The organism is Variovorax sp. VRV01 (genome assembly GCF_014852545.1).
Classification (GTDB): domain Bacteria; phylum Pseudomonadota; class Gammaproteobacteria; order Burkholderiales; family Burkholderiaceae_C; genus Variovorax; species Variovorax beijingensis_A.
The window spans coordinates 48,169-72,229 of sequence record NZ_JACVBS010000027.1 but is presented as its reverse complement, the minus strand read 5'-3'; the positions used below and the strand labels follow the sequence as shown (position 1 = coordinate 72,229).

Annotated in this window: 19 protein-coding genes; 15 read left to right on the top strand and 4 right to left on the bottom strand. The window is 69.5% G+C overall.

Annotation, left to right across the window (positions count from 1 at the left end; genetic code table 11):
- The 5 genes from IB278_RS30890 to IB278_RS30870 form a co-directional block, all read left to right on the top strand.
- The coding region (locus tag IB278_RS30890; protein ID WP_225613276.1) for an ester cyclase at nucleotides 1-461 on the top strand (461 nt) is incomplete at its 5' end.
- A gap of 56 nt (nucleotides 462-517) precedes the next feature.
- Nucleotides 518-2,401, top strand: a complete 1,884-nt coding sequence (gene mutL / locus IB278_RS30885) for a DNA mismatch repair endonuclease MutL (RefSeq protein ID WP_145747589.1) — start codon at nucleotides 518-520, stop codon at nucleotides 2,399-2,401.
- Nucleotides 2,402-2,586: 185 nt separating this feature from the next.
- Complete coding sequence (locus IB278_RS30880) at nucleotides 2,587-3,585, top strand: alpha/beta hydrolase (protein ID WP_145747588.1); 999 nt, start codon at nucleotides 2,587-2,589, stop codon at nucleotides 3,583-3,585.
- Nucleotides 3,586-3,618: 33 nt separating this feature from the next.
- Nucleotides 3,619-4,605: a tRNA (adenosine(37)-N6)-dimethylallyltransferase MiaA gene (gene miaA / locus IB278_RS30875; RefSeq protein WP_192327763.1), complete on the top strand. Its 987-nt coding sequence runs from the start codon at nucleotides 3,619-3,621 to the stop codon at nucleotides 4,603-4,605.
- A complete protein-coding gene (locus IB278_RS30870; RefSeq protein WP_145747586.1) occupies nucleotides 4,602-5,252 on the top strand; it encodes an ABC transporter ATP-binding protein in 651 nt (216 codons plus the stop codon). The genes miaA and IB278_RS30870 overlap by 4 nt, the downstream gene beginning before the upstream one ends.
- Before the next feature lie 25 nt (nucleotides 5,253-5,277).
- Here IB278_RS30870 and IB278_RS30865 read toward each other — a convergent pair whose 3' ends face one another.
- Nucleotides 5,278-6,234 carry a threo-3-hydroxy-L-aspartate ammonia-lyase gene (locus IB278_RS30865; protein WP_145747585.1) on the bottom strand — a complete coding sequence of 319 codons (957 nt, stop codon included), beginning with the start codon at nucleotides 6,232-6,234 and terminating at the stop codon, nucleotides 5,278-5,280.
- 113 nt (nucleotides 6,235-6,347) lie between these two features.
- Between IB278_RS30865 and IB278_RS30860 the strand changes: the two genes are divergently transcribed.
- The 5 genes from IB278_RS30860 to IB278_RS30840 all read left to right on the top strand — a co-directional run bounded on the left by IB278_RS30860 (nucleotide 6,348) and on the right by IB278_RS30840 (nucleotide 11,036).
- The gene (locus tag IB278_RS30860; protein WP_192327760.1) at nucleotides 6,348-7,052 is read left to right on the top strand and encodes a GntR family transcriptional regulator; all 705 of its coding nucleotides are present in this window, start codon (nucleotides 6,348-6,350) and stop codon (nucleotides 7,050-7,052) included.
- Nucleotides 7,049-7,924 carry a phytanoyl-CoA dioxygenase family protein gene (locus IB278_RS30855; RefSeq protein ID WP_145747583.1) on the top strand — a complete coding sequence of 292 codons (876 nt, stop codon included), beginning with the start codon at nucleotides 7,049-7,051 and terminating at the stop codon, nucleotides 7,922-7,924. Before IB278_RS30860 ends, IB278_RS30855 begins: the two co-directional genes overlap by 4 nt.
- Before the next feature lie 4 nt (nucleotides 7,925-7,928).
- A complete protein-coding gene (locus tag IB278_RS30850) occupies nucleotides 7,929-9,290 on the top strand; it encodes an NAD(P)H-dependent oxidoreductase (RefSeq protein WP_192327756.1) in 1,362 nt (453 codons plus the stop codon).
- Between the two features lie 148 nt (nucleotides 9,291-9,438).
- Nucleotides 9,439-9,810 (top strand): YciI family protein, encoded by a 372-nt coding sequence (locus tag IB278_RS30845; protein WP_018905874.1) that lies wholly within the window; start codon nucleotides 9,439-9,441, stop codon nucleotides 9,808-9,810.
- The gene (locus IB278_RS30840; RefSeq protein ID WP_145747581.1) at nucleotides 9,807-11,036 is read left to right on the top strand and encodes an RNA polymerase sigma factor; all 1,230 of its coding nucleotides are present in this window, start codon (nucleotides 9,807-9,809) and stop codon (nucleotides 11,034-11,036) included. Before IB278_RS30845 ends, IB278_RS30840 begins: the two co-directional genes overlap by 4 nt.
- 21 nt (nucleotides 11,037-11,057) lie before the next feature.
- Here the strand turns inward: IB278_RS30840 and IB278_RS30835 are convergent, their stop codons facing one another.
- The gene (locus tag IB278_RS30835) at nucleotides 11,058-12,482 is read right to left on the bottom strand and encodes a serine hydrolase domain-containing protein (protein ID WP_192327754.1); all 1,425 of its coding nucleotides are present in this window, start codon (nucleotides 12,480-12,482) and stop codon (nucleotides 11,058-11,060) included.
- A gap of 79 nt (nucleotides 12,483-12,561) precedes the next feature.
- Between IB278_RS30835 and IB278_RS30830 the strand changes: the two genes are divergently transcribed.
- Entirely contained in the window at nucleotides 12,562-15,165 is a 2,604-nt protein-coding gene (locus IB278_RS30830) for an FtsX-like permease family protein (RefSeq protein WP_192327750.1), read from the top strand.
- Nucleotides 15,166-15,749: 584 nt separating this feature from the next.
- On the opposite strand, the gene IB278_RS30825 is transcribed toward IB278_RS30830, so the two are convergent.
- Nucleotides 15,750-18,293 carry a penicillin acylase family protein gene (locus IB278_RS30825; RefSeq protein WP_192327748.1) on the bottom strand — a complete coding sequence of 848 codons (2,544 nt, stop codon included), beginning with the start codon at nucleotides 18,291-18,293 and terminating at the stop codon, nucleotides 15,750-15,752.
- Between the two features lie 99 nt (nucleotides 18,294-18,392).
- Between IB278_RS30825 and IB278_RS30820 the strand changes: the two genes are divergently transcribed.
- The 4 genes from IB278_RS30820 to IB278_RS30805 all read left to right on the top strand — a co-directional run bounded on the left by IB278_RS30820 (nucleotide 18,393) and on the right by IB278_RS30805 (nucleotide 23,013).
- On the top strand, nucleotides 18,393-19,469 hold the full coding sequence (locus IB278_RS30820; RefSeq protein ID WP_145747577.1) for a PLP-dependent cysteine synthase family protein: 1,077 nt from the start codon (nucleotides 18,393-18,395) through the stop codon (nucleotides 19,467-19,469).
- Entirely contained in the window at nucleotides 19,466-20,542 is a 1,077-nt protein-coding gene (locus IB278_RS30815) for a lipocalin-like domain-containing protein (RefSeq protein ID WP_192327745.1), read from the top strand. The genes IB278_RS30820 and IB278_RS30815 overlap by 4 nt, the downstream gene beginning before the upstream one ends.
- 95 nt (nucleotides 20,543-20,637) lie before the next feature.
- Complete coding sequence (locus tag IB278_RS30810) at nucleotides 20,638-21,093, top strand: hypothetical protein (RefSeq protein WP_145747575.1); 456 nt, start codon at nucleotides 20,638-20,640, stop codon at nucleotides 21,091-21,093.
- Nucleotides 21,094-21,177: 84 nt separating this feature from the next.
- Entirely contained in the window at nucleotides 21,178-23,013 is a 1,836-nt protein-coding gene (locus tag IB278_RS30805; RefSeq protein ID WP_192327742.1) for a bifunctional metallophosphatase/5'-nucleotidase, read from the top strand.
- A 58-nt stretch (nucleotides 23,014-23,071) separates the two neighbouring features.
- Here IB278_RS30805 and IB278_RS30800 read toward each other — a convergent pair whose 3' ends face one another.
- Nucleotides 23,072-24,058 carry a branched-chain amino acid ABC transporter permease gene (locus tag IB278_RS30800; protein WP_145747573.1) on the bottom strand — a complete coding sequence of 329 codons (987 nt, stop codon included), beginning with the start codon at nucleotides 24,056-24,058 and terminating at the stop codon, nucleotides 23,072-23,074.
- Nucleotides 24,059-24,061 lie beyond the last annotated feature (3 nt).

The following is a 24,061-nucleotide window of genomic DNA, read 5'->3' as shown; positions in this document are numbered from 1 at the left end:
CCCGCAACGTGGACGACACCATGTCCACCATGGTGGCCGAGCCTTACGTCAACCACATTCCCACCATGACCGGCGGCGTGGGCTACCAGGCGCTGCACAGCTTCTACAGCAACCACTTCGTCAACAGCAATCCGCCCGACACCACGCTCGTGTCGATCTCGCGCACGGAGGGCGCCACGCAGGTGGTGGACGAGCTGCTCTTCAGCTTCACGCACACCACCGAGATTCCGTGGATGCTGCCGGGCGTGGCGCCGACCGGCCGGCGCGTGGAGATTCCGCTGCTGGCGGTGGTCAAGTTCCGCGGCGACAGGCTCTACCACGAGCACATCTACTGGGACCAGGCCAGCGTGCTGGTGCAGGTGGGCCTGCTCGACCCGAAGCTGCTGCCGGTGGCGGGCGTGGAGACGGCGCGCAAGCTGCTGGACGAAACGCTGCCGTCGAACACGCTGATGCCGGGCTGAAAGGCCTCTCCGGGGAGGGCGGCGCCGCGGCGCCAGCCGGCTTCTAGAATGCTCGCGTGAGTGCCCTTCCCTCTTCCATTCCGTCCCCCGAACGCCGCCCGATCCGCGAACTTCCCGACGAGCTGATCAGCCAGATCGCCGCGGGCGAAGTGGTCGAACGCCCGGCCTCCGTGGTGCGCGAGCTGCTCGACAACGCCCTGGACGCCGGTGCGCGCCAGGTCACGGTGCGGCTGGCTTCGGGCGGCGTGCGGCTGATCTCGGTGGAGGACGACGGCCAGGGCATTCCGCGCGAAGAACTCACGGTGGCGCTGCGCCGCCATGCCACCAGCAAGATCGCGAGCCTGAACGATCTCGAGACCGTGGGCACCATGGGCTTTCGCGGCGAGGCGCTCGCGGCCATCAACGCCATTGCGGAGCTCAGCATTCTTTCGCGCTTTGCGGGCGCCGATGGTGCCTTCGCGCTCGACGGCCGCACCGGCGAACTGCGGCCGGTGGCCCGCGCGGTCGGCACCACGGTCGAGGTGCGTGAACTGTTCTTTGCGACGCCGGCGCGGCGCAAGTTCCTGAAGACCGACGCCACCGAGCTGGCCCACTGCATCGAGGCCGTGCGCCGCCATGCGCTGGCGCGGCCCGAAGTCGGCTTTTCGGTGTGGCACGACGGCAAGCTGATGGAGCAGTGGCGCGCCGCCGAGCGGCGCGAGCAGCGCCTGGCCGATGCGCTCAGCGACGACTTCGTGGCGCAGAGCGTGGCCGTCGAGCACTTGGGCGGCGCGGTGCGCGTGGCCGGGCGTGCCGGGATTCCGGATGCGGCGCGCTCGCGTGCCGACCAGCAGTTCTTCTACGTCAACGGCCGTTTCGTGCGCGACAAGGTGCTCTCGCATGCCGTTCGCAGCGCCTATGAAGACGTGCTGCACGGCCAGCGCCAGCCCGTGTATGCGCTGTACCTCGACATCGACCCGTCGCGCGTCGACGTGAACGTGCATCCGACCAAGATCGAGGTGCGTTTTCGCGATGGCCGCGAGGTGCACCAGGCGGTGCGCCATGCGATCGAGAACGCGCTTGCGGCACCGCGCGCGGGCGATGCCGTCGCGCCGGCAGCACCGCAGCCCTTTTTCAAGCCGAACTTGCCCGCTTCGGGTGCGACCTGGGCCCAGCCGGGCATCAATTTCGTCGCGGCGGAGCGCGGCGCCGGCGATTTCGAGGCCATGTGGCCCCAGCGGACCGGCGGATCGGAGCCCGACTCCGAAACCGGCGGTTCTTCACCATGGCCCGCCGCCGCTGCGGCGTTCCGGGCCCCTGCCATGGGGCAGCCGGCCGAATCGACGGCCCCGAGCGCCCTGTCCACCAACGAGCAGGCCTGGCCGCTGGGCCGCGCGCTGGCGCAGCTGCAGGGCATCTACATCCTGGCCGAGAACAGCCAGGGCCTGATCGTGGTCGACATGCACGCGGCCCACGAACGCATCGTCTACGAGCGCCTCAAGACCCAGCTCGACGGCGCCGCCATCACGAGCCAGCCGTTGCTGATCCCGGCCACGTTCGCGGCCACGCCCCAGGAAGTGGCCACCGCCGAGGCCTGCGCCGCGGTGCTGCCGACTTTGGGGCTGGAAATCACGCCGTTCTCGCCGCGCACCCTTGCGGTGCGCGCGGTGCCGGGTACCCTGGCCGATGGCGATCCGGTGGAGCTCGCGCGCAGCGTGCTGGCCGAATTGGCGCAGCACGACGCCAGCACCGTGGTGCAGCGGGCGCAGAACGAATTGCTCTCGACCATGGCCTGCCATGGTGCGGTTCGGGCCAACCGCAAGCTCACGATCGACGAAATGAACGCTTTATTACGTCAAATGGAAGCCACCGAGCGTTCGGACCAGTGCAACCATGGCCGCCCGACCTGGCGGCAGCTGTCGATCCGGGAGCTGGACGCGCTTTTTATGCGCGGCAGATAGCAAATCAGGGCATTTTGAGGGTTTTTCCGGGGTTTTTGGCCGTCATCCGGAAAGTGGGCACGGGCGTTGCGTATGTAGAACAAAGTGCCACTCGAGGGCACTTGGGGGGAAGTGCTGGGGCGCAGTGTCGGCGCGCTCCATGCTCGAGCATGAACTTTCCGCCGGCTTCGCTGTCCCTCTAGTCCATGAAACGCTGGTCCCTCCTTGCCTCCGTTCTTTCGCTGTGCGCCCTTCTGGCCGCCGGCTGTTCCACATTCGACGAACAGCAACGCGAGTGGATCTTCCAACCCAGCGACCGCAGCTGGGGCAACACCGCCACCATGACCGAGGGCATGCAGGACGTCTGGATCGACTTCCAGTCCTCCATCACCGGCGAATCCGCCCGCCTTCACGGCCTCTGGCTCGGCGGCGAGCCAGAAACCACCGACCGGCCGGTCATGCTGTACCTGCACGGCGCCCGCTACAACGTGGCCGGATCGGCGCCGCGCATCCAGCGCATGCACGAGCTCGGCTTCTCGGTGCTGGCCATCGACTACCGGGGTTTCGGCAAGAGCTCCAAGGGCCTGCCGTCGGAAGAATCAGCGCGCGAGGACGCCCGCGCCGCCTGGACCTGGCTCGCGGCCCGCCATCCGCGGCAGCACCGCTACATCTTCGGCCACTCGCTCGGGGGCGCCATCGGCATCGACCTGGCCGCCAGCGTCAACGACGAGAGCGGCACCATCGTCGAAAGCACCTTCACCTCCATTGCCGACGTGGTGAGCGGCTTCAAGTGGGGCTGGCTGCCGTTCGGCCCGTTCATCACGCAGCGCTTCGAGGCGATCAACCGCGTCAAGGACATCGGCGCGCCGCTGCTGGTGGTGCATGGCACCGCCGACAGCCTGATCAATCCCACGCTGGGCCGCAAGCTCTACAACGCGGCCACCGTGCCCAAGCTCTTCGTGCTGGTGGAGGGTGGATCGCACCACAACACCAATTCGATCGGCGAGGCGCAGTACCGCTCGGCGCTGTCGCAGCTGTTCCGCATGAAGCCCGAGACCACCCTGGCTTCGCGGCAAGGGGAAGGCACGCCCGTGCTGCGCGGCACGCCATCACTGCCGGCCGCGCCGACCGCTCCGCGCACCGATTCGCCGGCCCTGCCGCAGGAAGCGCGCGCCAAGGCCAGCGCCAGCGCGCAGGCGATCTGAGGCTTCCGATTTTGTTGTTACCCTCGGGCGCTTATGCCGCCCTCCGCTGCCGCCTCCGGCCTTCCTGAAAACCCCACATACATCGCGCTCGCGGGGCCGACCGCCTCCGGCAAGACGGCGGTGGCGCTCGCGCTGGCGCGGGTGCGCCCGATCGAGATCGTCAGCGTCGATTCCGCGCTGGTCTACCGCGGCATGGACATCGGCACCGCCAAGCCGAGCCCGGCCGAGCAGGCCGCCGTGCCGCATCACCTGATCGACATCCTCGACCCGCGCGAAAGCTACAGCGCGGCCGCCTTCGTGGCCGATGCGACGCGGCTGATCGGCGAGATCCGCGCCCGCGGCGCACTGCCGCTGCTGGTGGGCGGCACCATGCTGTATTTCAAGGCACTGTTCGACGGCATCGACGCCATGCCCGCGGCCGATGCCGCCGTGCGCGCGCGCATCGACGCCGAAGCCGCCGCGCTGGGCTGGCCCGCGATGCATGCACGGCTCGCCAAGGTCGACCCTGCGACGGCCGCGCGCCTCGCGCCGCAGGACAGCCAGCGCATCCAGCGCGCGCTCGAGGTATGGGAGAGCAGCGGCCAGCCGCTGTCGAGCTTCCATGCGAGCGACAACAAGGCCGCGAAGGCAGTGGATGGCGGCGTTCTCTTTTCACTCGAACCCGAGGACCGCGCGTGGCTGCATGCGCGCATTGCCGAGCGCTTCGACGCCATGCTGGCCGCCGGCTTCCTCGACGAGGTCAGGGCGCTGCGCGCACGCGGCGACCTGTCGACCGAGCTGCCCTCGATGCGCTGCGTGGGCTACCGGCAGGCCTGGGAAATGCTCGACGCCTGCGGCGGCGCGCAGCCCGATGCCAAGGCCATGGACGAGCTGCGCGAACGCGGCATCGCGGCCACGCGCCAGCTCGCCAAGCGGCAGATCACCTGGCTGCGCAGCATGCCGGCGCGCACCGTCATCGCCTGCGACGCGCCCGATGCCGTGCAAACGACCGTTCAACGCATGGCAGGCACCACCGCATGACGCTGCGCATTTCCGGGCTCGCCAAGCACTACGGCGACGTGCCCGTGTTCGAGAACGTGGCGCTCAGCGTCGAACCCGGCGAGTTCGTCGCGATCGTGGGCGAATCGGGCGTCGGCAAGTCGACGCTGCTCAACTGCATGGCCGGGCTCGACCACTGGGACGCAGGCACGGTCACGCACGACGGCACCGACATCGGCGCGCTCGACGGCGAAGCCTGCGCGCTCTGGCGCCGGCGCCACGTGGGCTTCGTGTTCCAGGCCTTCCACGTGCTGCCGCACCTCGACGTGGCGCAGAACGTCTCGCTGCCGCTGATGCTGCTGGGCGGCAAGCGCGATGAAGGCCGCGTCGCGCACATGCTCGACGCAGTGGGCCTGCCCGGCATGGGCGCGCGCCTGCCGCAGACGCTCTCGGGCGGCCAGCTGCAGCGCGTCGCGATCGCGCGCGCGCTGGTGCACCGGCCCGCCCTGCTGCTGGCCGACGAGCCCACCGGCAACCTCGACCCGGGCACCGCTTCGAAGGTGATGGAACTGCTGATCGGCCAGACGCGCGAGCACGGCGCCTCGCTGGTGCTGGTGACGCATTCGGAGAGCGCGGCAGCCCGCGCGGACCGTCTGCTGCACCTCACGGCCGAGGGAATACGCGCCTGAGCGAGCTAGGGCCTGTTAACAGGCCCTAGGCGAGCAGTGCCGCGTAGCGCGAGAGGTCGACGTTGCCGCCGCTGACCACGATGCCGATGCGTTGGCCCGCGATGGCCTTGCCCGCGGCAATGGCGCCCGCGAAGGCAAGGCAGCCGGTCGGCTCCACCACGATCTTCATGCGCTCGGCAAAGAAGCGCATCGCGTCGACGAGCTGCTCGTCGGTCACGGTGAAGATGTCGTCCACGTCGCGCCGGATGATGCCGAAGGTGTATTCGCCCAGGTGCTGCGTCTGCGCGCCGTCGGCAATGGTCTTGGGCGTTTCGATGTGCACGATCTTCCCGGCGCGCAGCGACTGCTGGCCGTCGTTGCCCGCCTCGGGCTCCACGCCGTAGACCTTGCAATCCGGCGCCAGCGCACGCGCCGACAGCGCCGAACCCGACAGCAGCCCGCCGCCGCCCAGGCACACGAACAGCTGGTCGAGCGGGCCGGTTTCCTCGATCAGTTCCTTCACCGCCGTGCCCTGCCCCGCGAGCACGTCGGGATGGTCGTAGGGCGGGATCATCGTCATGCCGCGCTCCTGTGCGAGCCGCTTCGTGAGCGCCTCGCGGTCTTCGGTGAAGCGGTCGTACATCACCACTTCGGCGCCATAGCCCTTGGTGGCCGCGACCTTGGCGGCCGGCGCGTCCTTGGGCATGACGATCACGGCCGGCATCGACAGGAGCCGGGCCGACAGCGCAACGGCCTGCGCATGGTTGCCCGAGGAGAACGCGATCACGCCGCCCTTGTGCTGCGCGGCGTCGAACTTCGACAGCGCATTGAATGCACCGCGGAACTTGAATGCGCCCATGCGCTGGAAGTTCTCGCACTTGAAGAAGAACCTGGCGCCCCAGCGTTCGTCGGCCGTCTGCGATTGCAGCACGGGCGTGCGGTGGGCATGGCCCTCGAGCCGCGCGGCCGCGGCGATGACGTCGTCGTAGGTAGGGAGTTGCATGGGCCGAGCTTAGCGGCGGGTTACGTTCTTTTGCAGCCCCCATGGGTAAAAACCCGGGATGCGCCGCAGCCTCGAACTCCGTACTCTGTATACAGAGTTCAAAGAAGCCGTTTATGCCCGCCCAGCTCGTCAGCATCGAAGCCACGCCCGACCTCGTCGACCAGGTCTATCGCGTCCTGCTCGGCGCCATCAGCAGCGGCGCGCTGGCGCCCGGCGAGCGGATCACGCAGGAAGACATCGCGCAGCGCCTGTCGGTGTCGCGCCAGCCCGTGCTGCAGGCGCTGCGCCTGCTCAAGAAAGACGGCTTCGTGCACGACGCGCCCGGCCGCGGCGTGCTGGTGGCGCCGCTCGACGCCGACTGGATGCGCAAGGTCTATCAGGTGCGCGGCGCACTCGACGTGCTGGCCGCGCGGCTCGCGGCCGCACAGCGCTTTCGCATCGATCCCAGGCTGATGGAACGCGGCCGCCGTGCGGCGCGCGGGCGCAATGTCGAAGCCATGATCGACGCCGACATGGCCTTCCATCAGGCCATCTACGAAGCCTCGGGCAATCCGCTGATCGGCCAGAGCGCGGACCAGCACTGGCGCCACCTGCGCCGCGCGATGGGCGCGGTGCTGCAGGCCGAGCCGCAGCGCGAGACGCTGTGGGACGAGCACGAAGCCATCGCCGCCGCCATTGCGGCCGGCCATGCGCAGCGCGCCGCGCAGCTGAGCGAGGAACACGTCGCCCGGGCCAGCGAGGCACTGGGCCGGCGGCTCGCGCAGCAGCTCGCACGCGCCGCGTCCACCATCCCCACCCGCAAAGGAGACAAGACATGAAGTTGACCCCCGAGCAGCGCGCGCAATTCGAGCGCGACGGCTACCTGTTCTTCCCCGGCCATTTCTCGCCCGAAGAAACCAAGGCGCTGACCGATGCGGTGCCCGACCTGTACAGCAGGCGCGAGGCCTTCAACGTGCGCGAGAAAGGCTCGGATGCGGTGCGCACCAACTTTGCCGCGCACCTGATCAGCGAACCCTTCGCGCGGCTCGCGCGCCATCCGCGCATGGTGGAACCGGTGATGGATCTCTTCGGCGAAGAGGTCTACATGCACCAGTTCAAGATCAACGGCAAGATGGCCTTCGAGGGCGACGTGTGGCAGTGGCACCAGGACTACGGCACCTGGCTCAATGACGACCTGATGCCCACCGAACGCGCGATGAACGTCGCGATCTTCCTGGACGAGGTGAACGAGCACAACGGCCCGCTGATGTTCATTCCGGGCAGCCACCGCAAGGGCGTGGTGGATGCAAGGCACGACCTCACGACCACCAGCTATCCGCTCTGGACGGTGGACAACGACCTGATCCGGCAGCTGGTCGACCGCGCCGGCGGCCGGCACGGCGGCATCGTCTCGCCCAAGGGCCCCGCCGGCTCGATGATCCTGTTCCACAGCTGCCTCGTGCATGCCTCGGGCAGCAACCTCTCGCCGTTCAACCGCGTGGCGGTGTACCTGAGCCTGTGCGCGGTCAGCAACCACATCCGCCGCCACAAGCGGCCCGAGTACATCGCGCACAGAAACTTCACGCCCATCGAGCTGCTGCCCGACGACTGCCTGCTGAAGCCCTACCCGGTCGAGGTGCCGTGGAAGAACGGACTGCCCGAAAGCGCGCTCAAGACCTCGCTCGAAGTCCTCGACACCGCGGAGGCCTGAAGCAATGAGCCTCCACACCCGCCTGCAGCAGCGCGCCGCCGAAGGCCGCCCCATCCGCATCGGCCTGATCGGCGCCGGCAAGTTCGGCTCGATGTACCTCGCGCAGATTCCGCGCACGCCCGGCGTGCAGCTGGTGGCGATTGCCGACCTGTCGCCCGCGGCGGCGCGCGCCAACCTCGAGCGCGTCGGCTGGAACCCGGAGCGCGCCGCGGCGGGGTCGGTGCAGGAGGCCCTGACGACGGGCAGCACCTGGATCACCGACGACTGGCAGGCCGTGACGCGCGAGCCCGCCATCGACATCGTGGTCGAGTGCACCGGCAACCCGGTGGCGGCCGTCGAGCATTGCCTGGACGCGTTTGCGCACGGCAAGCACGTGGTCAACGTCACGGTCGAGGCCGATGCCTTCTGCGGCCCGCTGCTCGCACGCCGCGCGCAGCAGGCCGGCGTGGTCTATTCGCTGGCCTTCGGCGACCAGCCCGCGCTGATCTGCGACCTGGTCGACTGGGCGCGCACCTGCGGCTTTCCGGTGGTCGCAGCCGGACGCGGCCACAAGTGGCTGCCGCACTTCACCGAATCGACGCCCGAGACCGTCTGGGGCAACTACGGCCTCACGCCCGAACAGGCGCTGCGCGGCGGCCTCAATCCGAAGATGTTCAACAGCTTTCTCGACGGCTCCAAGCCGTCCATCGAAAGCTCGTCGGTGGCCAATGCCACCGGACTCACCGTGCCTTCGGACGGCCTGCTCTACCCGCCCGCGAGCGTGGAGGACATTCCCTTCGTCACGCGCCCGCAGAGCGAGGGCGGCGTGCTCGAGCGCAAGGGCATGGTCGAGGTCATTTCCTCGCTCGAGGCCAACGGGCGAAAGATCCCCTACGACATCCGCATGGGCGTGTGGGTCACGGTCGAGGCCGAGACCGACTACATCAGGAACTGCTTCGAGGAATACAACGCCCACACCGACCCGAGCGGGCGCTACTTCACGCTCTACAAGCGCTGGCACCTGATCGGCCTGGAGGTCGGCATGTCGGTGGCCAGCGTCGCCTTGCGCGGCGAGCCGACCGGCGTGGCGACCTGCTGGAACGCCGACGTGGTGGCCACGGCCAAGCGAGACCTCGCGCCCGGCGAAATGCTCGACGGCGAAGGCGGCTACACCGTCTGGGGCAAGCTGCTGCCGGCCGAGCGCTCGCTGCGCCTGGGCGGCCTGCCGCTCGGGCTGGCACACAACGTCAAGCTGCTGCGCCCGGTGAAGAAAGGCCAGAGCCTCTGCTGGGCCGACGTGGCCATCGACACCTCGACCTCCGCCTACAGGCTGCGAAGCGAAATGGAGGCCATGTTCGCGCCCGCCGGCCAGGCCAAGGCAGCCTAAAGAATTAAGTAGCCCAACCATTGCGCCACGCGTCAACAGCGTAAAAAATCATCTGCTCGACACGGAAGCCGTGTCGAAATGACCGGCAGCGGGCCGTCATTGTGGTGAGCGATCCTGCTCAGCCTCTTTTCCACGATGGAGAGACACCATGCAGTACATGTTGATGTTCTATCAGCCCGCGGCCGAATTCGAACAACGGAACGACGCGTCCTCGCAGGCCTACCGGGCCAGTTGGGTGGCGTATGCCGATGCGGTGCGCCAGTCGGGCATTTCGCTCGGCGGGCACGGCCTGTTCCCGCCGATGACCGGCACCACGCTGCGCGTGCGCGGCGACAAGCGGCAGGTGCAGGACGGCCCCTTCGCCGACACCAAGGAGCAGCTCGGCGGCTACTTCGTGGTGGACGTGCCGGACCTCGATGCCGCGCTCGAATGGGCGGCCCGCGCACCCTGCGCGGCCAGCGGGGGCGTGGAGGTGCGGCCGGTCTTCACGGCCACGGCCATCGCGGCGGCCACACCGTGAACGACCCGGCGGCTCACCAGGCCGCCGAACGTGCGGCGCGCGAGTCGTACGGCCGCCTGCTGGCCATCCTGTCCGCGCGCACGCACGACATCGCGGCATCGGAAGACGCGCTCGCCGAAGCCTTCGCGCGCGCGCTGGAGCGCTGGCCGGCCGACGGCATTCCCGCGCAGCCCGAGGCCTGGCTGCTCAGCGTGGCGCGGCACCGCAAGCTCGACGCCTGGCGCCACAGCCGCGTGCAGGACGAGGCGACCCAGTCCCTGCTGCTTTTGGCCGGCGAGATGGACGATGCGCCCGAGGGCGCGGCGGTGCCTGACGAGCGGCTGCGCCTGATGTTCGTCTGCGCGCACCCCGCCATCGACGCGGCGGCCCGCGCACCGCTGATGCTGCAGGCCGTGCTCGGGCTCGACGCGGCCCGCATGGCCGGCGCCTTTCTCACCGCGCCTTCCACGCTGGGCCAGCGGCTGGTACGGGCCAAGGCGCGCATCCGGGCTACGGGCATTCCCTTCGAGTACCCGCAGGCGCGCGAGCTTCCGCAGCGGCTGCAGGACGTGCTGGACGGCATCTACGCCGCCTACGGCACCGGCTGGGACGATGTCGACGGCGCCGACGCCCTGCCGCGCGGCCTCACCGCCGAAGCCATCGACCTCGGCCGCATCCTGTGCAGCCTGCTGCCCGACGAGCCCGAGCCGCTGGGCCTGCTCGCGCTGATGCTGTTCTGCGAGAGCCGCGCCGCGGCCCGGCGCAGCGAAACCGGCGCCTACGTGCCGCTCGACCAGCAGGACCCTTTGCGCTGGAACCCCGACCTGCTCGCGGAGGCCGAACGCTGCCTGCGCCGGGCCTCGGAGATGAAATTGCTCGGCCCCTACCAGCTTGAGGCGGCGATCCAGTCGGCCCATTGCGAGCGCCGCGTCGGCGCACCGGTGCCGCCCGAAGTGCTGGTGTCGCTCTACGAAGGGCTGCTGGCGCTGCGGCCCAGCATCGGTGCCCAGGTCAGCCTGGCCTGCGCGCTGGCCAATGCGCGCGGCCCCGACGTCGGCCTGCGCGCGCTGGAGGCCATTCCGGCGGCCGAGGTGCAAAGCTACCAGCCGTTCTGGGCCGCCCGCGCCCACCTGCTCGCGGCCGGCGGTGCGCGCGCCGCGGCGCGCCAGGCCTATGACCGCGCGATCGGCCTCAGCAGCAACGCCGCCGTGCGCGCCTATCTGAATGCAATGTCGGAACGGCTCTGACCTTCAGCGCCGGAGGACCGGTCAATCCTGCGGAACCGCCACGGCCTCGCTCACCCTTCGCGCATCCAGCCGGCTGCCGCCCTGCGCCAGCGTTACGCCGACCACCGCATGGCCCTCGCCGCGCCGGAACCTGAGCTCGGCGCCGATCGCCGTGACCGCGAAGCGGTCGCTGCCGATCGGCGTGAGCGCGTTGTAGCCCCGGCCCGTCTCGCGCACCAGCAGGCGGCCGCTGCGCACGGCAAAGCCCAGCGTCTTGGCCTTGTTGATGCGGAACTCGCCTTCGTAGTCCGCAAGGCGCTGCGGATCGATCGGCACCTCCACGCCCGGCACCGGGTAGCGGCTCTTGCCGATGGCCAGCATCACGGACTGCAGCGGCGCGCGCGCGTTGCTGCCGAGCACGACCAGCGCTTCCCCGGTGTCGGGCGCAAGCAGCCACAGCGTGCGGTAGCCCTCGGTCACGCCGGCGTGGTAGTAGGTGCGCCGGCCGCCTTCGGGGCCGCGCACCATCACCGCATAGCCGATCTCGGCGCCTTCGTAGCGTGCGAGCGGCGTGAGCATGCGCACGGCCGCCGGGCCCAGCGGACCGCTGGCGCCGGCCAGGATCGCGCGGCTCAGCGTGAGCATGTCGGCAGCCGTGGAGCGCAGCGCGCTGGCCGGCGCATAGGCCGCCATGTCGAGCAGCCGCTGGCGCCGGTCGCCGGCAAAGGCCGGGGCCATGCGCGAGGCCTTGTCGCCGAGCTGGATCACCGTGTCGTTCATGCCCAGCGGCTCGGTGATGCGCGCGCGCACCAGTTCGCCCCAGGTGGTGCCGAGCCGTTCGGCCAGGATCTGTCCCAGCAGCGCCATCCCGAAATTGCTGTATGCGGCTTCGCACGGCGGCGCCGGCGCCGTGAGCCGGATGCGCGACAGCGCGGCCCAGAACGCCGCCTTGTCGAAGGCGCGGAATTGCGCGGCCAGCGCGGGCCCGCCGGTCACGCCATCGGCCATCACGGGCATGCAGCCGGTGTGAGTCACCAGTTGGCGCAGCGTCACGGAGGCCACCGCGGGCGGGAGCGGCGACGCCAGCTTGCCGGCCAGCAGCTGGCCCACGGTGTCGTCGAGCTTCACTTCGCCGCGCTCCACCGACTGCGCCAGCAGCAGGCCCGTGAACACCTTCGTCACGGAGCCGATCTCGAACATCGGCTGCTCGGCGCTGTTCGGCTCGATGGCGCGCGGTGCGGCTGACGGCTCGGGGTTGTGGGCCACGCCATAGGCGGTCTTGTCGCCGCGCAGCACGCCGACCACGAGCGTCCCCCTTTCGGCGCCGAGCGCCATCTTCGCGATGGCGGCAGGATCGCTGGCCAGCGTGATGGGCAGCGGCTGTGCCAAGGCAGCGGCCACCGGCAGCAGGGCAGCAAGCCAGGCCGCCGTCCATCGGCGGGCCAGGGCGGGGCAAGAAAGCCGCATCGTGGAATTCCCCAGGCATCGAAGAGGCGCCATGGTGCCACGGCCGCGGAACTTCGCGCGCGCCGGCCACAATCGCGGCATGCGTGCCTTGCTCTCCACCTTCTCATGGCAGGAACTGCGCCACCATCCCTGGCGCAACGCCGCGGCCGTGCTGGCCGTGATGCTGGGCGTGGCGCTCGCGTTCTCGGTGCAGCTGATCAATGCCTCGGCGCTCGACGAATTCTCGAGCGCAGTGCGCTCGGTCAACGGCCAGCCCGATCTCGAGGTGCGCGCCGTGCAGGGCAGCTTCGACGAGGCGGTGTTCGCGCGGCTCGCGCAGCATCCGCAGGTGGCGCTCGCGAGTCCGGTGCTCGAGTTCCAGGGGCTGGCGCTGGCCGGCGAACGCCAGCTGCCGATGCGCGTGATCGGCATCGATGCGCTGGCGCTGCCCACCATTGCACCGGCCCTGATGCCGCAGCCCGGCAGGAACGCCGCGCGCTTCGCGATGCTCGCGCCCGGCCATGTGTTTCTCAACGCCGCGGCACGCAGCGCGCTCGGGCTTCCGGCCGAAGCGGCGGCAGGCCGCGTGGAGACGGTGCAGCTGCGCAGTGGCAGCGGCGCCTGGCAGCGGCTCGAGGTGGCGGGCCACGTCGCCGCCGGCGGCGCGGCGCTGGCGGTGCTGGACATCGCGGCTGCGCAGGACCTGTTCGACAAGCTCGGCCAGCTCAGCCGCGTCGACCTGAAGCTTGCTCCCGGCACCGATCGCGCGGCCTTCACCGCATCGCTGCAGGGTTCGCCGGGCTGGCCCGCCGGCCTTCAGTTTGCCGAGCCCGGCGATGCGGCCGAGCGCGTGAGCAATCTCTCGCGCGCCTACCGCGTCAACCTGACGGTGCTCGCACTGGTCGCACTTTTCACCGGGGCCTTCCTGGTGTTCTCGGTGCTGGCGCTCAGCGTCGCCAAGCGCGCGCAGCAGTTCGCGCTGCTCGGCGTGCTGGGCCTGACGCCGCGCGAGCGACTGCGCCTGGTGCTGATCGAATCGCTGGTGCTGGGCCTGATCGGAAGCGGCGCCGGCCTCGCGCTGGGCACGGCGCTCGCAGCCTTCGCATTGCGCGTGCTCGGCGGCGACCTGGGTGGCGGGTACTTCGAGGGCGTGGCGCCCACGCTGCACTGGAGCAGCGGCTCGGCGCTGCTGTATGGCGGGCTCGGCGTGCTTGCGGCGCTGGTGGGCGGCTGGTGGCCCGCACGCGCGGCGCAGGCGCTGCCTGAAGCGCAGACGCTCAAGGGCCTGGGCGCCGCGCCCGTGCAGGGCCACAGCCACTGGCTGGCGCTCGGCCTCATTGCCGCCAGCGCGGCGCTGGCCAACATGCCGGCTGTCGGCGGCATTCCGGTTGCGGCGTACCTCTCGGTGGGCTGCCTGCTGGTGGGCGGCATCACCGCCCTGCCCTGGCTCATTGCACTGCTGTATGACCGCATTGCGCCTGCATTCGCGCAGCGCGTGCTGCCGATGCTGGCCATCGAGCGCGCGCGGCGCATGCGCGGCACCGCGGCCGTGGCGGTGAGCGGCGTGGTCGCGAGCCTGAGCCTCGCGGTGGCGCTCACGGTGATGGTGGCGAGCTTTCGCGATTCGGTCACGCATTGGCTCGACGTGGTGCTGCCGGCCGACCTCTATGTTCGCGCCACCTCGAGCGGCCGCTCCGGCAATTCGGGCACCCAGAGCAGCAGCGACACGGCCACCTTTGCGCCGGCCTTCGTGCAGGCGCTGGCGCAACTGCCCGGTGTGGAGCGCATCGGCACGCTGCGAACCCGCTCGCTGCAGCTCGACCCCGCGCAGCCCGCGGTCACGCTGATCGCGCGAAGCCTCGAAGGCGGCGCATCGCAGGCGCTGCCGCTGGTGGGCCCCGCGCTGCCGGTGCCCGCCGGCCAGGTCGGCATCTACGTGAGCGAACCGATGGTCGAGCTGTATGGCGCGAAGCCGGGTTCGCTCTTCGCACCGCTGTCGCCGGCATTGGCCACCGCGGGCTCCGCTCCGGCAGCGTTCTTCGTGGCCGGCGTGTGGCGCGACTATGCGCGGCAGTTCGGCGCCATCACCATGGACGCGCGCGACTTCGAGCGCCTGACGGGCGAACGCAACGTGAGCGATGTGTCGCTGTGGCTCGCGCCCGGCGCGTCCGAGGGCGCGGTGCAGGCGGCGGTGCGCGATCTGGCGGCACGCGGCGGCGGTTCCGATTCGACCACGAACGTCGAGATCTCGTCGGTCGGACAGATCCGCGCCACCTCGCTGCGCATCTTCGACCGCAGCTTTGCCGTGACCTACTGGCTGCAGGCCGTGGCCATTGCCATCGGCCTGTTCGGCATTGCCGCGAGCTTCAGCGCGCAGGTGCTGGCCCGGCGCAAGGAGTTCGGGCTGCTCGCGCACCTGGGCTTCACGCGGCGGCAGGTGCTGGGGGTGGTGGCGGGCGAAGGCGCGGCGTGGACCGCGATCGGCGCCGTGGCGGGACTCCTGCTCGGGCTCGCGGTGTCTGTGGTGCTGGTGAAGGTGGTCAATCCGCAGAGCTTTCACTGGACGATGGATTTGCTGGTGCCCTGGGGGCGGCTGCTGGTGCTTTGCGCTGCCGTGGTTGCGGCGGGGACGGTGACTGCGTGGCTGGCGGGGCGGGCTGCTGCGGGGAGGGATGTTGTTCTTGCTGTGAAGGAGGATTGGTAGGTTTTTTGGGGTTCCGGGGCCGGGTCTCGCCCCGGCGGGCGACTCACTTTCTTTTGCTTCGCCAAAAGAAAGTAAGCAAAGAAAAGGCGCCCCTGCTGTCTGCGTCCCTTCGCTTCGCTGCGGGCAACCTGCGGTGCTCGATTCCGGCGGGGGTCCGCAGAACTCGCTTCGCTCAAACAGCTGCGGCCCTGATCCCGCCTCCATCTGCGCTCCTCGGCGCATACAGAAGGGGTGGGAGCGGACAGCCTTCGCTTCCCTCGGCCCCAACTCCAACAATCAATACCAACCGCCGAGGCGCGCAGCGCCTCGGTGGCTTGGTGGCCGAGCGAAGCAAAGGCCCGTTCGGTTTGCCCCCCCTCTGGCTGCGCCGAGGAGCGCAGGGTTTCGCGGATCAGGGCTCGCAGCTGTTTGAGCGAAGCGAGTTCTGCGAGACCCCGCGAAACCCGAGCACCGCAGGTTGCCCGTAGCGAAGCGAAGGGTCGCAGACAGTGGGGTCGCCTTTTCTTTGCTTACTTTCTTTTGGCGAAGCAAAAGAAAGTGAGGCCGCCGCCGGGCGGAATCCCGGCCCCCGACCCCCAAAAAACTCACTGCAAAGAAGGCACCAACCGAATCCGCTCCACAGTCTCCCTCTCCACCGCAGAGCGGCTGTACACCAGCGGCACATACTTCCCCTCAAGCCAGAGCGGCGCCAGATCCCGATAGTGCGGACTGTCGGAATCCCCCGACTGCCCCGGCGTATTGATCGCCCGCGAGGCATCCCAATTCCCCACATCCAGCACCATCCGGAACGAAGCCCCCGACGCGAGCTTGTAGTCATTCGCGCGGTAGCTCGCCGCCATGGGCGTGAAGGCCGAACCCGACATCGGCCAGTCGCCGACTTCCAGCTTCTTGCGCGTGGCCGCGTCGACCACGCCGCCGAGCGGATGGCGGAACTCCGCGCGGTGCAGCGCGCCCCACTTCCACGCCGACATGTCGGGCCCGAGCTTGGCCGTGAGTTCCTGCATCGCGGGCGGCAGGGTTTCCAGCAGGAGCGCATCGCGCTGCGCATCGCTGACCCATCCGAAAGGGTTCTCCAGCAGCAGCACCATGCGCGTGTTGTCTCCCGGCGCAGCCAGCGAGGCCGCGGCTTCGCCCGCACCGGCCTTGAGCACTGCCGCGCGCAGCGTCTTGGCGCTCCACACCTCGTACAGCGCAGCGGCGGCGCTGTCGCGGTCCATGGTGCCGTCCCAGCCTTGCAGCAGCCGCAGCCCGGCAGCCGTGCGCGCATCGTCGCTGCGCAGGCCAGCCAGCAGCTTGAGCAGCCGCTGGGCCGGCGTGGCAACGATGTCGTTCTGCATGCGCTCCGAATCTTCTAGCGTGAAGCGCGAGCCCGAGGCCGCTTTCTTCTCGAACAGATCCTTGAGCCGGCGCGCACGCGCACCGTCGCTCCATTCGTAGCCGATGCCTTTCTTCGCGGCCGGATGATCGGGCGGAATGTTGTTCTCGTTCGCGGTCACGACGTAGCCGCGCGCGGGATTGAACTCCGAGGGCAGTTCGTCGCCGTTGCGAAAGCCCGACCACTCGTAGCGGCCATCGCCCGGCACCGGCATCAGGCCGTCCCAGTTGGGGCGGATCGGCGTGAGGCCGCCAGGTATCCAGCCGACGTTGCCATGGCGGTCGGCATAGACCTGGTTCTCGCCGGGCGCACCCCAGCGGTTCATGGCGGCGCGGAACTGGTCCCAGTTCTGCGCGCGCATGTAGTCCATCGAACCGAAGTACGGCGCCATGCCGGGCTCGAGCCATGCGGCGCGCAGCGCGAAGGCACGCCGCTTGCCGGGCTCGGACAGCAGCACCGGGCCGTGGCGCGTGAAGGTGTTCACCACCTCGCGCGGCGCGCTCTCGCCGCGCACCGCGATGCGCTCGGTGACGCGCGTCATCGGCTCCCATCGGCCCTGGTAGCGGTATTCGTTGGGGTTTTTCGGATTCAGCTGGTACACGTACAGGTCTTCCTGGTCCATGTAGAAGCGCGTGAGGCCGAAGGCGATAGTGCCGTTGTGGCCGATCGAAAGGCCCGGCAGGAAGGGCTCGCCAGCGCCGATGGCGTCCATGCCGGGCGCGCTGAGATGCGCCATGTAGCGCAGGCTCGGGGCGCCGTGGGCGCGGTGCGGATCGTTGGCGAGGATCGGGCGCCCGGTGGCCGTGAGCCTCGGCGCGATGACCCAGTTGTTGCTGCCATAGGCGGCCGTCGGATCGCCTTGCAGAGCCTGCTGCCGCTCTTGCTCCTCTTCGGCGCTGCGTGCCGCGGCTTCGGCGCTGCCGGGCGGCAGGAGCGCGGACGCGGTCGCGGTGCCGGCCAGCCGCGTGTTGTCCTTGGTGAAGCGCGGCGGCTCGGTGGCGCGCAGGTAGGCGGCGCGCAACTCGGCCGCCGGAAGGGTGCAGGGGTCGAGCCCCGCGGGCACCTTGGGCGTGACCGGCGGATCGAGCTCGCGGCGCAGCCAGTCGGCCTTGATGCCCTGGCCACCGGCACAGAAGGCGCGCGCGCGGTCGATCTCGGACGTGAAGTTGAGCGTGAGGCCGTGATGGCGAATGCGCACCACGTCCTCGGCCGACCAGAGCGACGGCTGGTAGCCCAGCAGCGCGAATTCCTTCGGCAGCAGCGCCGGCTGCGCGCGCACCTGCGCCACATAGGCGTTGACGCCGGCCGTGAAGGCCTCGGCCACGCGCTTGGCATCGGAGCCGTAGGCCAGCCATTCGCGGTACATGTCGCCGCGGTAGAGCACGGCGCGCGCGGCGCGGTCGCTCTCGACCCAGGCGGGGCCGAAGTCCCTGGCCATTTCGCCGAGGCCGCGCTTGCGCCAGAGGTCCATCTGCCAGAGCCGGTCGCGCGCGGCAATGAAGCCCTGCGCAACGAAGGCGTCGTAGAGCGTGCCGGCATAGAGATGCGGCACGCCCCAGCGGTCGACCAGCACCTCGGCCGGCTTCTCCAGGCCGGGCACCGCGAAGGACGACGGCGCGCGCGGTGGCGTCTGCACACCCGGAGGCCCCGATGCACAGCCCGCGAGCACGAGGGCCGCGAGCGCTGTGGCGCCAATGGAATGCCTTTGACCTAACGAGCGCCGCGACGTGGGGCGCAGGTGTCTTGTTCTCATGCGTCTTGTCTCCTGCCGGGTGGAATTTGGCAGCGCACAGTATCCCGATTTGCGCGTTCGCTGGGTGCTGCGAGGGATGACTTGTAGACTTCCTCCTACATGCAGCAAACACCCTTCTCTTCCTCCTGCGGCGGCTGGCTTGGCGGCGCGATCCGCCGCATCGAGGCTGACTACCAGCGCAGCGCCGACACGCACCTGATCCCGCTGCCGCTGCCCGCGCTTGCCGCGGTCGGCATCGACCTCTACCTGAAGGACGAGTCGACCCATCCCACCGGCAGCCTCAAGCACCGGCTCGCGCGTTCGCTCTTCCTCTATGCGCTGTGCAACGGCTGGGTGCGCGAGGGCACCACCATCGTCGAGGCCTCGAGCGGCTCGACGGCGGTCAGCGAAGCCTATTTCGCGCGGCTGCTGGGGCTGCCCTTCATCGCCGTGATGCCGCGCAGCACCTCGCCCGAGAAGGTCGCGCAGATCGCCTTCTATGGCGCGCGCTGCCACTTCGTCGACCATGCGGCGCAGGTCTACGAGGAAGCGCACGCGCTCGCCGAGCAGACCGGCGGCCACTACATGGACCAGTTCACGTACGCCGAGCGCGCCACCGACTGGCGCGGCAACAACAACATTGCCGAAAGCATGTTCCAGCAGATGGCGCGCGAGCGGCATCCGGTGCCGGCCTGGATCGTGGTGGGGGCGGGCACCGGCGGCACCAGCGCCACCATCGGGCGCTATGTGCGCTACCGCTGCCACGACACGCAGGTGTGCGTGCCCGATCCCGAAGGCTCGGTGTTCTCGGCCTACCACCGCACCGGCGACGCCGCGCTGACGGCGGCGGGCTCGCGCATCGAAGGCATCGGCCGGCCGCGCGTGGAGCCGAGCTTCATCCGCTCGCTGGTCGACCGCATGATCGAGGTGCCCAACCTCGATTCGGTGGCCGCGATGCATGCGCTCTCGACGCTGCTCGGCCGCAAGGTGGGGCCGTCGACCGGCACCAACTTCGTCGGCATGCTGGCCGTTGCCCATGAGATGTGCGCGGCCGGCCGGCAGGGTTCCATTCTTTCGCTGCTTTGCGATGCGGGCGAGCGCTATCTGCCGAGCTACCACGATGCGGCCTGGGTGCAGAACGCGTTCGGCGACATCGGCCCGGCGCAGCAGCGCATCGACGCACTGGTCGCGGGGTGACGCCGCCGGCCGCGCTCCACGGGTTCTCGCGCCGCAGCCTGCTGCTCGCGGCGCTGGCCGCCGCGCCCGCGGGCTGGGCGCTGCCCGCGCGCACCCTGCAGTTCCCGCGCGACTACGGCAGCCACTCCGACCTGCAGACCGAGTGGTGGTACATCACGGGCCACGCGAAGACCGCGGCAGGACGCGGATTCGGCTTCCAGGTGACCTTCTTCCGTTCGCGCGTCGATGCGGCGCAGGGCCTGCGCTCGGCCTTCGCGGCCAGGCACCTCGTGTTCGCGCATGCGGCCGTCACCGATCTCGAAGGCCGCGTGCTGCTGCACGACCAGCGCATTGCGCGCGCGGGCTTCGGCATCGCATCGGCCAGCGAAGCCGACACCGACGTGCGCCTGCGCGACTGGTCGCTGGTGCGCGAAAAAAGCGGCAGCTATTCGGCGCGCATTCCGGCCGGCGAGTTCTCGCTCGAGCTGCGCTTCACGCCCACCCAGCCGGTGCTGCTGCAAGGCAAGGCCGGGCTCTCGCGCAAGGGCCCCGAAGAGGCACAGGCGAGCTACTACTACAGCGAGCCCCAGCTCAGGACACAGGGCAAGCTGGCGCTCAAGGGCCAGGCCTTCGACGTCGATGGCACCGCCTGGCTCGACCATGAATGGAGCGAGGCGCTGATGCATCCCGAGGCCGTGGGCTGGGACTGGATCGGCATGAACCTGGACGACGGCAGCGCCCTCACCGCCTTTCGCCTGCGGCGCCGCGACGGCAGTGCGCTGTGGGCCGGCGGATCATTTCGCACGCGCGATGGGGTGCTGCGCGTTTTCAGTAACGACGAGGTGCACTTCGAAGGTGCGGATACGTGGACCAGCCCGCGCACGCAGGCGAAGTACCCGACCCGGTGGCGCGTGCAGACCCCATCGGGTGGCTTCGAGGTGCGCGCGCTGCTCGACGACCAGGAACTCGACAGCCGCGGCTCCACCGGCGGTGTGTACTGGGAAGGCCTGAGTGACCTCGTCGATGCGCAAGGCCGCCGCGTCGGCCGCGGCTACCTGGAGATGACCGGCTACGCCGCACCCTTGCGGCTCTGAGGCCGCGCCGCCCTGTCTGTCATCACGCCGTCATGCGGGCCCCCTGAACTCGGCATTCGACGTTTGCACGATGGTCGTGCGCCAACAAGGCTTGAATGAACAGACGATCCCGGCTCATCGCGCTGCTGACGGTGCTGCTGGCCGCCGCGGGCGCCGCGTGGGTGTTCGCAGCGGCGCGGCCTGCCCCAGCGGCAACGACCGCAGCGCTTGAAATCCGCTGGCACGGCAACGGCATCATCCTGCAAGGCACTGTCAGGGATGCGGCCACGCAGCGCGCGCTGGTGGACGGCGCGACCGCGCGGCTCGGCGGCGAAGCCGACCAGGTGGTGGACTGGCTCGACATCGTGCCCACGGCGCTGCCCATCGCGGACGCCGCTTCGCTCGCCAGCCTGATCCGCATCGGGCAGGAGGGCTGGCACCTGCAGCGGCGAGCCACCGATGGATGGCTGGCCGTGCAGTCGCCCGGCGATGCGCAGAGCGCCCAGGCCAGCGAGCTGCTGCGGCGCGCCTTCGGCCCCGGTGTGGCCATTCGCGTGGTTCCGCTGCCCTGATCATTCTTCCTGCGCGGGGCGGTCATGGCGACGTCATCTGCCATGTCCAGCATGCGCTGCATTCCATCCAAAGAGGAGAGGCTCATGCACGCATCGTTGAAACATCTCGCCATAGCGGGGGTGGTCCTGGCCACCTTGTCCGCCTGCGGCGGAAGCAGCAGCAATTCGAACGGGTTCATTCCCTTCATTCCGCCGCCCGCACCAACACCGGCGCCCTCCCCGGCGCCGGCTCCCGCCACGCCCGGCAGCATGGACGTGAAGCTCATTGCCTTCAACGACCTGCACGGCAACCTCGAGCCGCCCCGGCTTTCCATCACCGCGCCGGCCAGGCAGGGCGGCACGGTCGCGGTGCCCGCGGGCGGCGCCGCGTACCTCGCTTCGGCCATCGCGTCGCTCAAGGCGAAGAACGAGAACAATGCCGTGGTCTCGGCCGGCGACATGATCGGAGCCTCGCCGTTGGTTTCAGCGCTGTTCCTCGACGAGCCCACCATCGAAGCCGTGAACGCGATGAAGATCGACTTCAACGCGGTCGGCAACCACGAATTCGACAAGGGCCAGACCGAACTGCTGCGCATGAAGAATGGCGGCTGCGCCAAGAACACGCCGCTGGAGCCCTGCCGCGTGAACAAGGCCTTCCCGGGTGCCAACTTCGGCTTCCTGGCGGCCAACACCGTGAAGACCGACGGCACCACGCTGTTTCCCGCCACGGGCATGAAGAGCTTCACCAAGGACGGCGCCACGGTGAAGGTGGCATTCATCGGCATGACGCTCAAGGGCACGCCCAGCATCGTGACGCCGGCCGGTGTCGCGGGCCTGAGCTTCAAGGACGAGGCGGATACGGCCAATGCGCTGATCCCCCAGCTGAAGGCCCAGGGCGCGGACGCCATCGTGGTCGTGGTCCACGAAGGCGGCACGACCACGGTCGGCTACAACGACAAGAGCTGCGCCGGCCTGAGCGGCGACATCCTGCCGATCCTAGACAAGCTCGACGCCTCGGTCGACGTGGTGATCTCGGGCCACACGCACCGCTCCTACGTCTGCGACTACGGCAAGACCAATCCGGCCAAGCCCTTCCTGCTGACCAGCGCCGGCCAGTACGGCACCCTGCTGACCGACATCAACCTGACGATCGACACGCGCACCCGCAAGGTCACGGCCAAGTCGGCCGACAACGTGATCGTCCAGGGCGAGGCCTACACCAGCGGCGCGAACACGGTGGCCGTGACCGACCAGTACCCGGTGTTCGGCAAGAACCAGGAAGTGGCCGCGCTCGTCAGCCAGTACCTGTCGGTCGCGGCGCCGCTGGTGCAGCGGGTGGTGGGCACGCTCTCCGGCCCGGCCACGCGCACGCAGACGGCCTCGCGCGAAAGCGTGCTGGGCAACCTGATCGCCGATGCGCAGCTCGCCGCGACCAGCGCCAGCAACAAGGGCGGCGCGCAGATCGCGTTCATGAACCCGGGCGGCGTGCGTGCCGATCTCGTGCCGGCCGGCGACGGCAGCGTGACCTATGGCCAGATCTTCAGCGTGCAGCCCTTCGGCAACAGCCTGGTGGTGAAAACGATGACCGGCGCGCAGATCAAGGCCGTGCTCGAGCAGCAGTTCAACAGCGGCAGCAACACGGTCGCTTCGCCGCGGGTGCTGCTGCCTTCGCGCAGCCTGAGCTACAGCTACAGCCTCTCGGCGCCCGCGGGCTCGCGCATCAGCAACATGGCGCTCAACGGAACCGCGATGAGCGACGGCGCGAGCTACCGCGTGACGATGAACAGCTTCCTGGCCACCGGCGGCGACAACTTCACGGTCTTCAACCAGGGCACCGACACGCTCGGCGGCGACCAGGACGTGGACGCCCTCGAGGCCTACATCAAGGCGAACAGCCCGCTGGCGCCGCCCGCGGCCAACCGCATCACGGCACTGCCTTGAACGGGCCGGCTCCTCCAGAAGCGAAGAAGGCGGACAGGAGGGTCCGCCTTCTTTCGTTTCAGGCTTTCCTGCCCTTGCGGCGATCGAGGAAAGCGATGACCTCGCCCATGATGCCCCTGCGGAACGCCAGCACGCAGATCACGAAGATCAGGCCCGTGACCATGGTGACCGACTCGCCGAGCGTATTGAACCAGTCGACCCCGGTGAGGTGCGCCATGAAGCTGCCGAAATCGCCCACCTTGTTTTCCAGCAGCACCACCACCGCCGAGCCCACCAGCGGGCCCGACAGCGTGCCGAGGCCACCCACCAGCGTCATCAGGATCACGTGGCCCGAAGCGGTCCAGTGCACGTCGCTCAGCGAAGCGAAGCCGAGCACCAGCGTCTTCAGCGAGCCGGCCAGGCCCGACAGCGCGGCCGAGATCACGAAGGCCAGCAGCTTGAAGCGGTTGACGTCGTAGCCGAGCGAGATGGCGCGCGGCTCGTTCTCCTTGATGCCCTTGAGCACCTGCCCGAACGGCGAATGCACGGTGCGCGCGATGAGCAGGAAGGCCGCGACCACGATCACCAGTGCGACGTAGTACATCGTGAGGTCGTCGCGCAGGTCGATGAGGCCGAAGAGCTTGCCGCGCGGCACGCTCTGCAGCCCGTCCTCGCCGCCCGTGAACGGCGCCTGCAGCGCGACGAAGTACATCATCTGCGCGAGCGCCAGCGTGATCATCGAGAAATAGATGCCCTGGCGGCGAATCGCCAGCCAGCCGAACACCAGCCCGAGCAGCGCACCGGCCAGCGTGCCCGCGATCAGCCCGAGCTCGGGCGTGAGGTGCCAGACCTTGAGCGCATGGCCCGTGAGATAGGCCGAGCCGCCCAGGAACGCGGCATGGCCGAAGGACAGCATGCCGGTGTAGCCCAGCAGCAGGTTGAAGGCGCAGGCGAAGAGCGCAAAGCACAGCACCTTCATCACGAACACCGGATAGAAGCCGATGAAGGGTGCGGCGACGAGCGCCAGCAGCAGCACCCCGTAGACGACGAGCGATATTTTCTTCATGGA

Bases quoted from the DNA above. Each gene is read 5' to 3' on its own strand.
- IB278_RS30820 (WP_145747577.1), top strand. From the start codon at position 18,393: ATGCAGCAAACACCCTTCTCTTCCTCCTGCGGCGGCTGGCTTGGCGGC.
- IB278_RS30835 (WP_192327754.1), bottom strand. From the start codon at position 12,482: ATGCGGCTTTCTTGCCCCGCCCTGGCCCGCCGATGGACGGCGGCCTGG.
- miaA (WP_192327763.1), top strand. From the start codon at position 3,619: ATGCCGCCCTCCGCTGCCGCCTCCGGCCTTCCTGAAAACCCCACATAC.
- IB278_RS30855 (WP_145747583.1), top strand. From the start codon at position 7,049: ATGAAGTTGACCCCCGAGCAGCGCGCGCAATTCGAGCGCGACGGCTAC.
- IB278_RS30805 (WP_192327742.1), top strand. From the start codon at position 21,178: ATGCACGCATCGTTGAAACATCTCGCCATAGCGGGGGTGGTCCTGGCC.
- IB278_RS30845 (WP_018905874.1), top strand. From the start codon at position 9,439: ATGCAGTACATGTTGATGTTCTATCAGCCCGCGGCCGAATTCGAACAA.
- IB278_RS30850 (WP_192327756.1), top strand. From the start codon at position 7,929: ATGAGCCTCCACACCCGCCTGCAGCAGCGCGCCGCCGAAGGCCGCCCC.
- IB278_RS30880 (WP_145747588.1), top strand. From the start codon at position 2,587: ATGAAACGCTGGTCCCTCCTTGCCTCCGTTCTTTCGCTGTGCGCCCTT.
- IB278_RS30810 (WP_145747575.1), top strand. From the start codon at position 20,638: ATGAACAGACGATCCCGGCTCATCGCGCTGCTGACGGTGCTGCTGGCC.
- IB278_RS30800 (WP_145747573.1), bottom strand. From the start codon at position 24,058: ATGAAGAAAATATCGCTCGTCGTCTACGGGGTGCTGCTGCTGGCGCTC.
- IB278_RS30830 (WP_192327750.1), top strand. From the start codon at position 12,562: ATGCGTGCCTTGCTCTCCACCTTCTCATGGCAGGAACTGCGCCACCAT.
- IB278_RS30865 (WP_145747585.1), bottom strand. From the start codon at position 6,234: ATGCAACTCCCTACCTACGACGACGTCATCGCCGCGGCCGCGCGGCTC.
- IB278_RS30870 (WP_145747586.1), top strand. From the start codon at position 4,602: ATGACGCTGCGCATTTCCGGGCTCGCCAAGCACTACGGCGACGTGCCC.
- IB278_RS30825 (WP_192327748.1), bottom strand. From the start codon at position 18,293: ATGAGAACAAGACACCTGCGCCCCACGTCGCGGCGCTCGTTAGGTCAA.
- IB278_RS30860 (WP_192327760.1), top strand. From the start codon at position 6,348: ATGCCCGCCCAGCTCGTCAGCATCGAAGCCACGCCCGACCTCGTCGAC.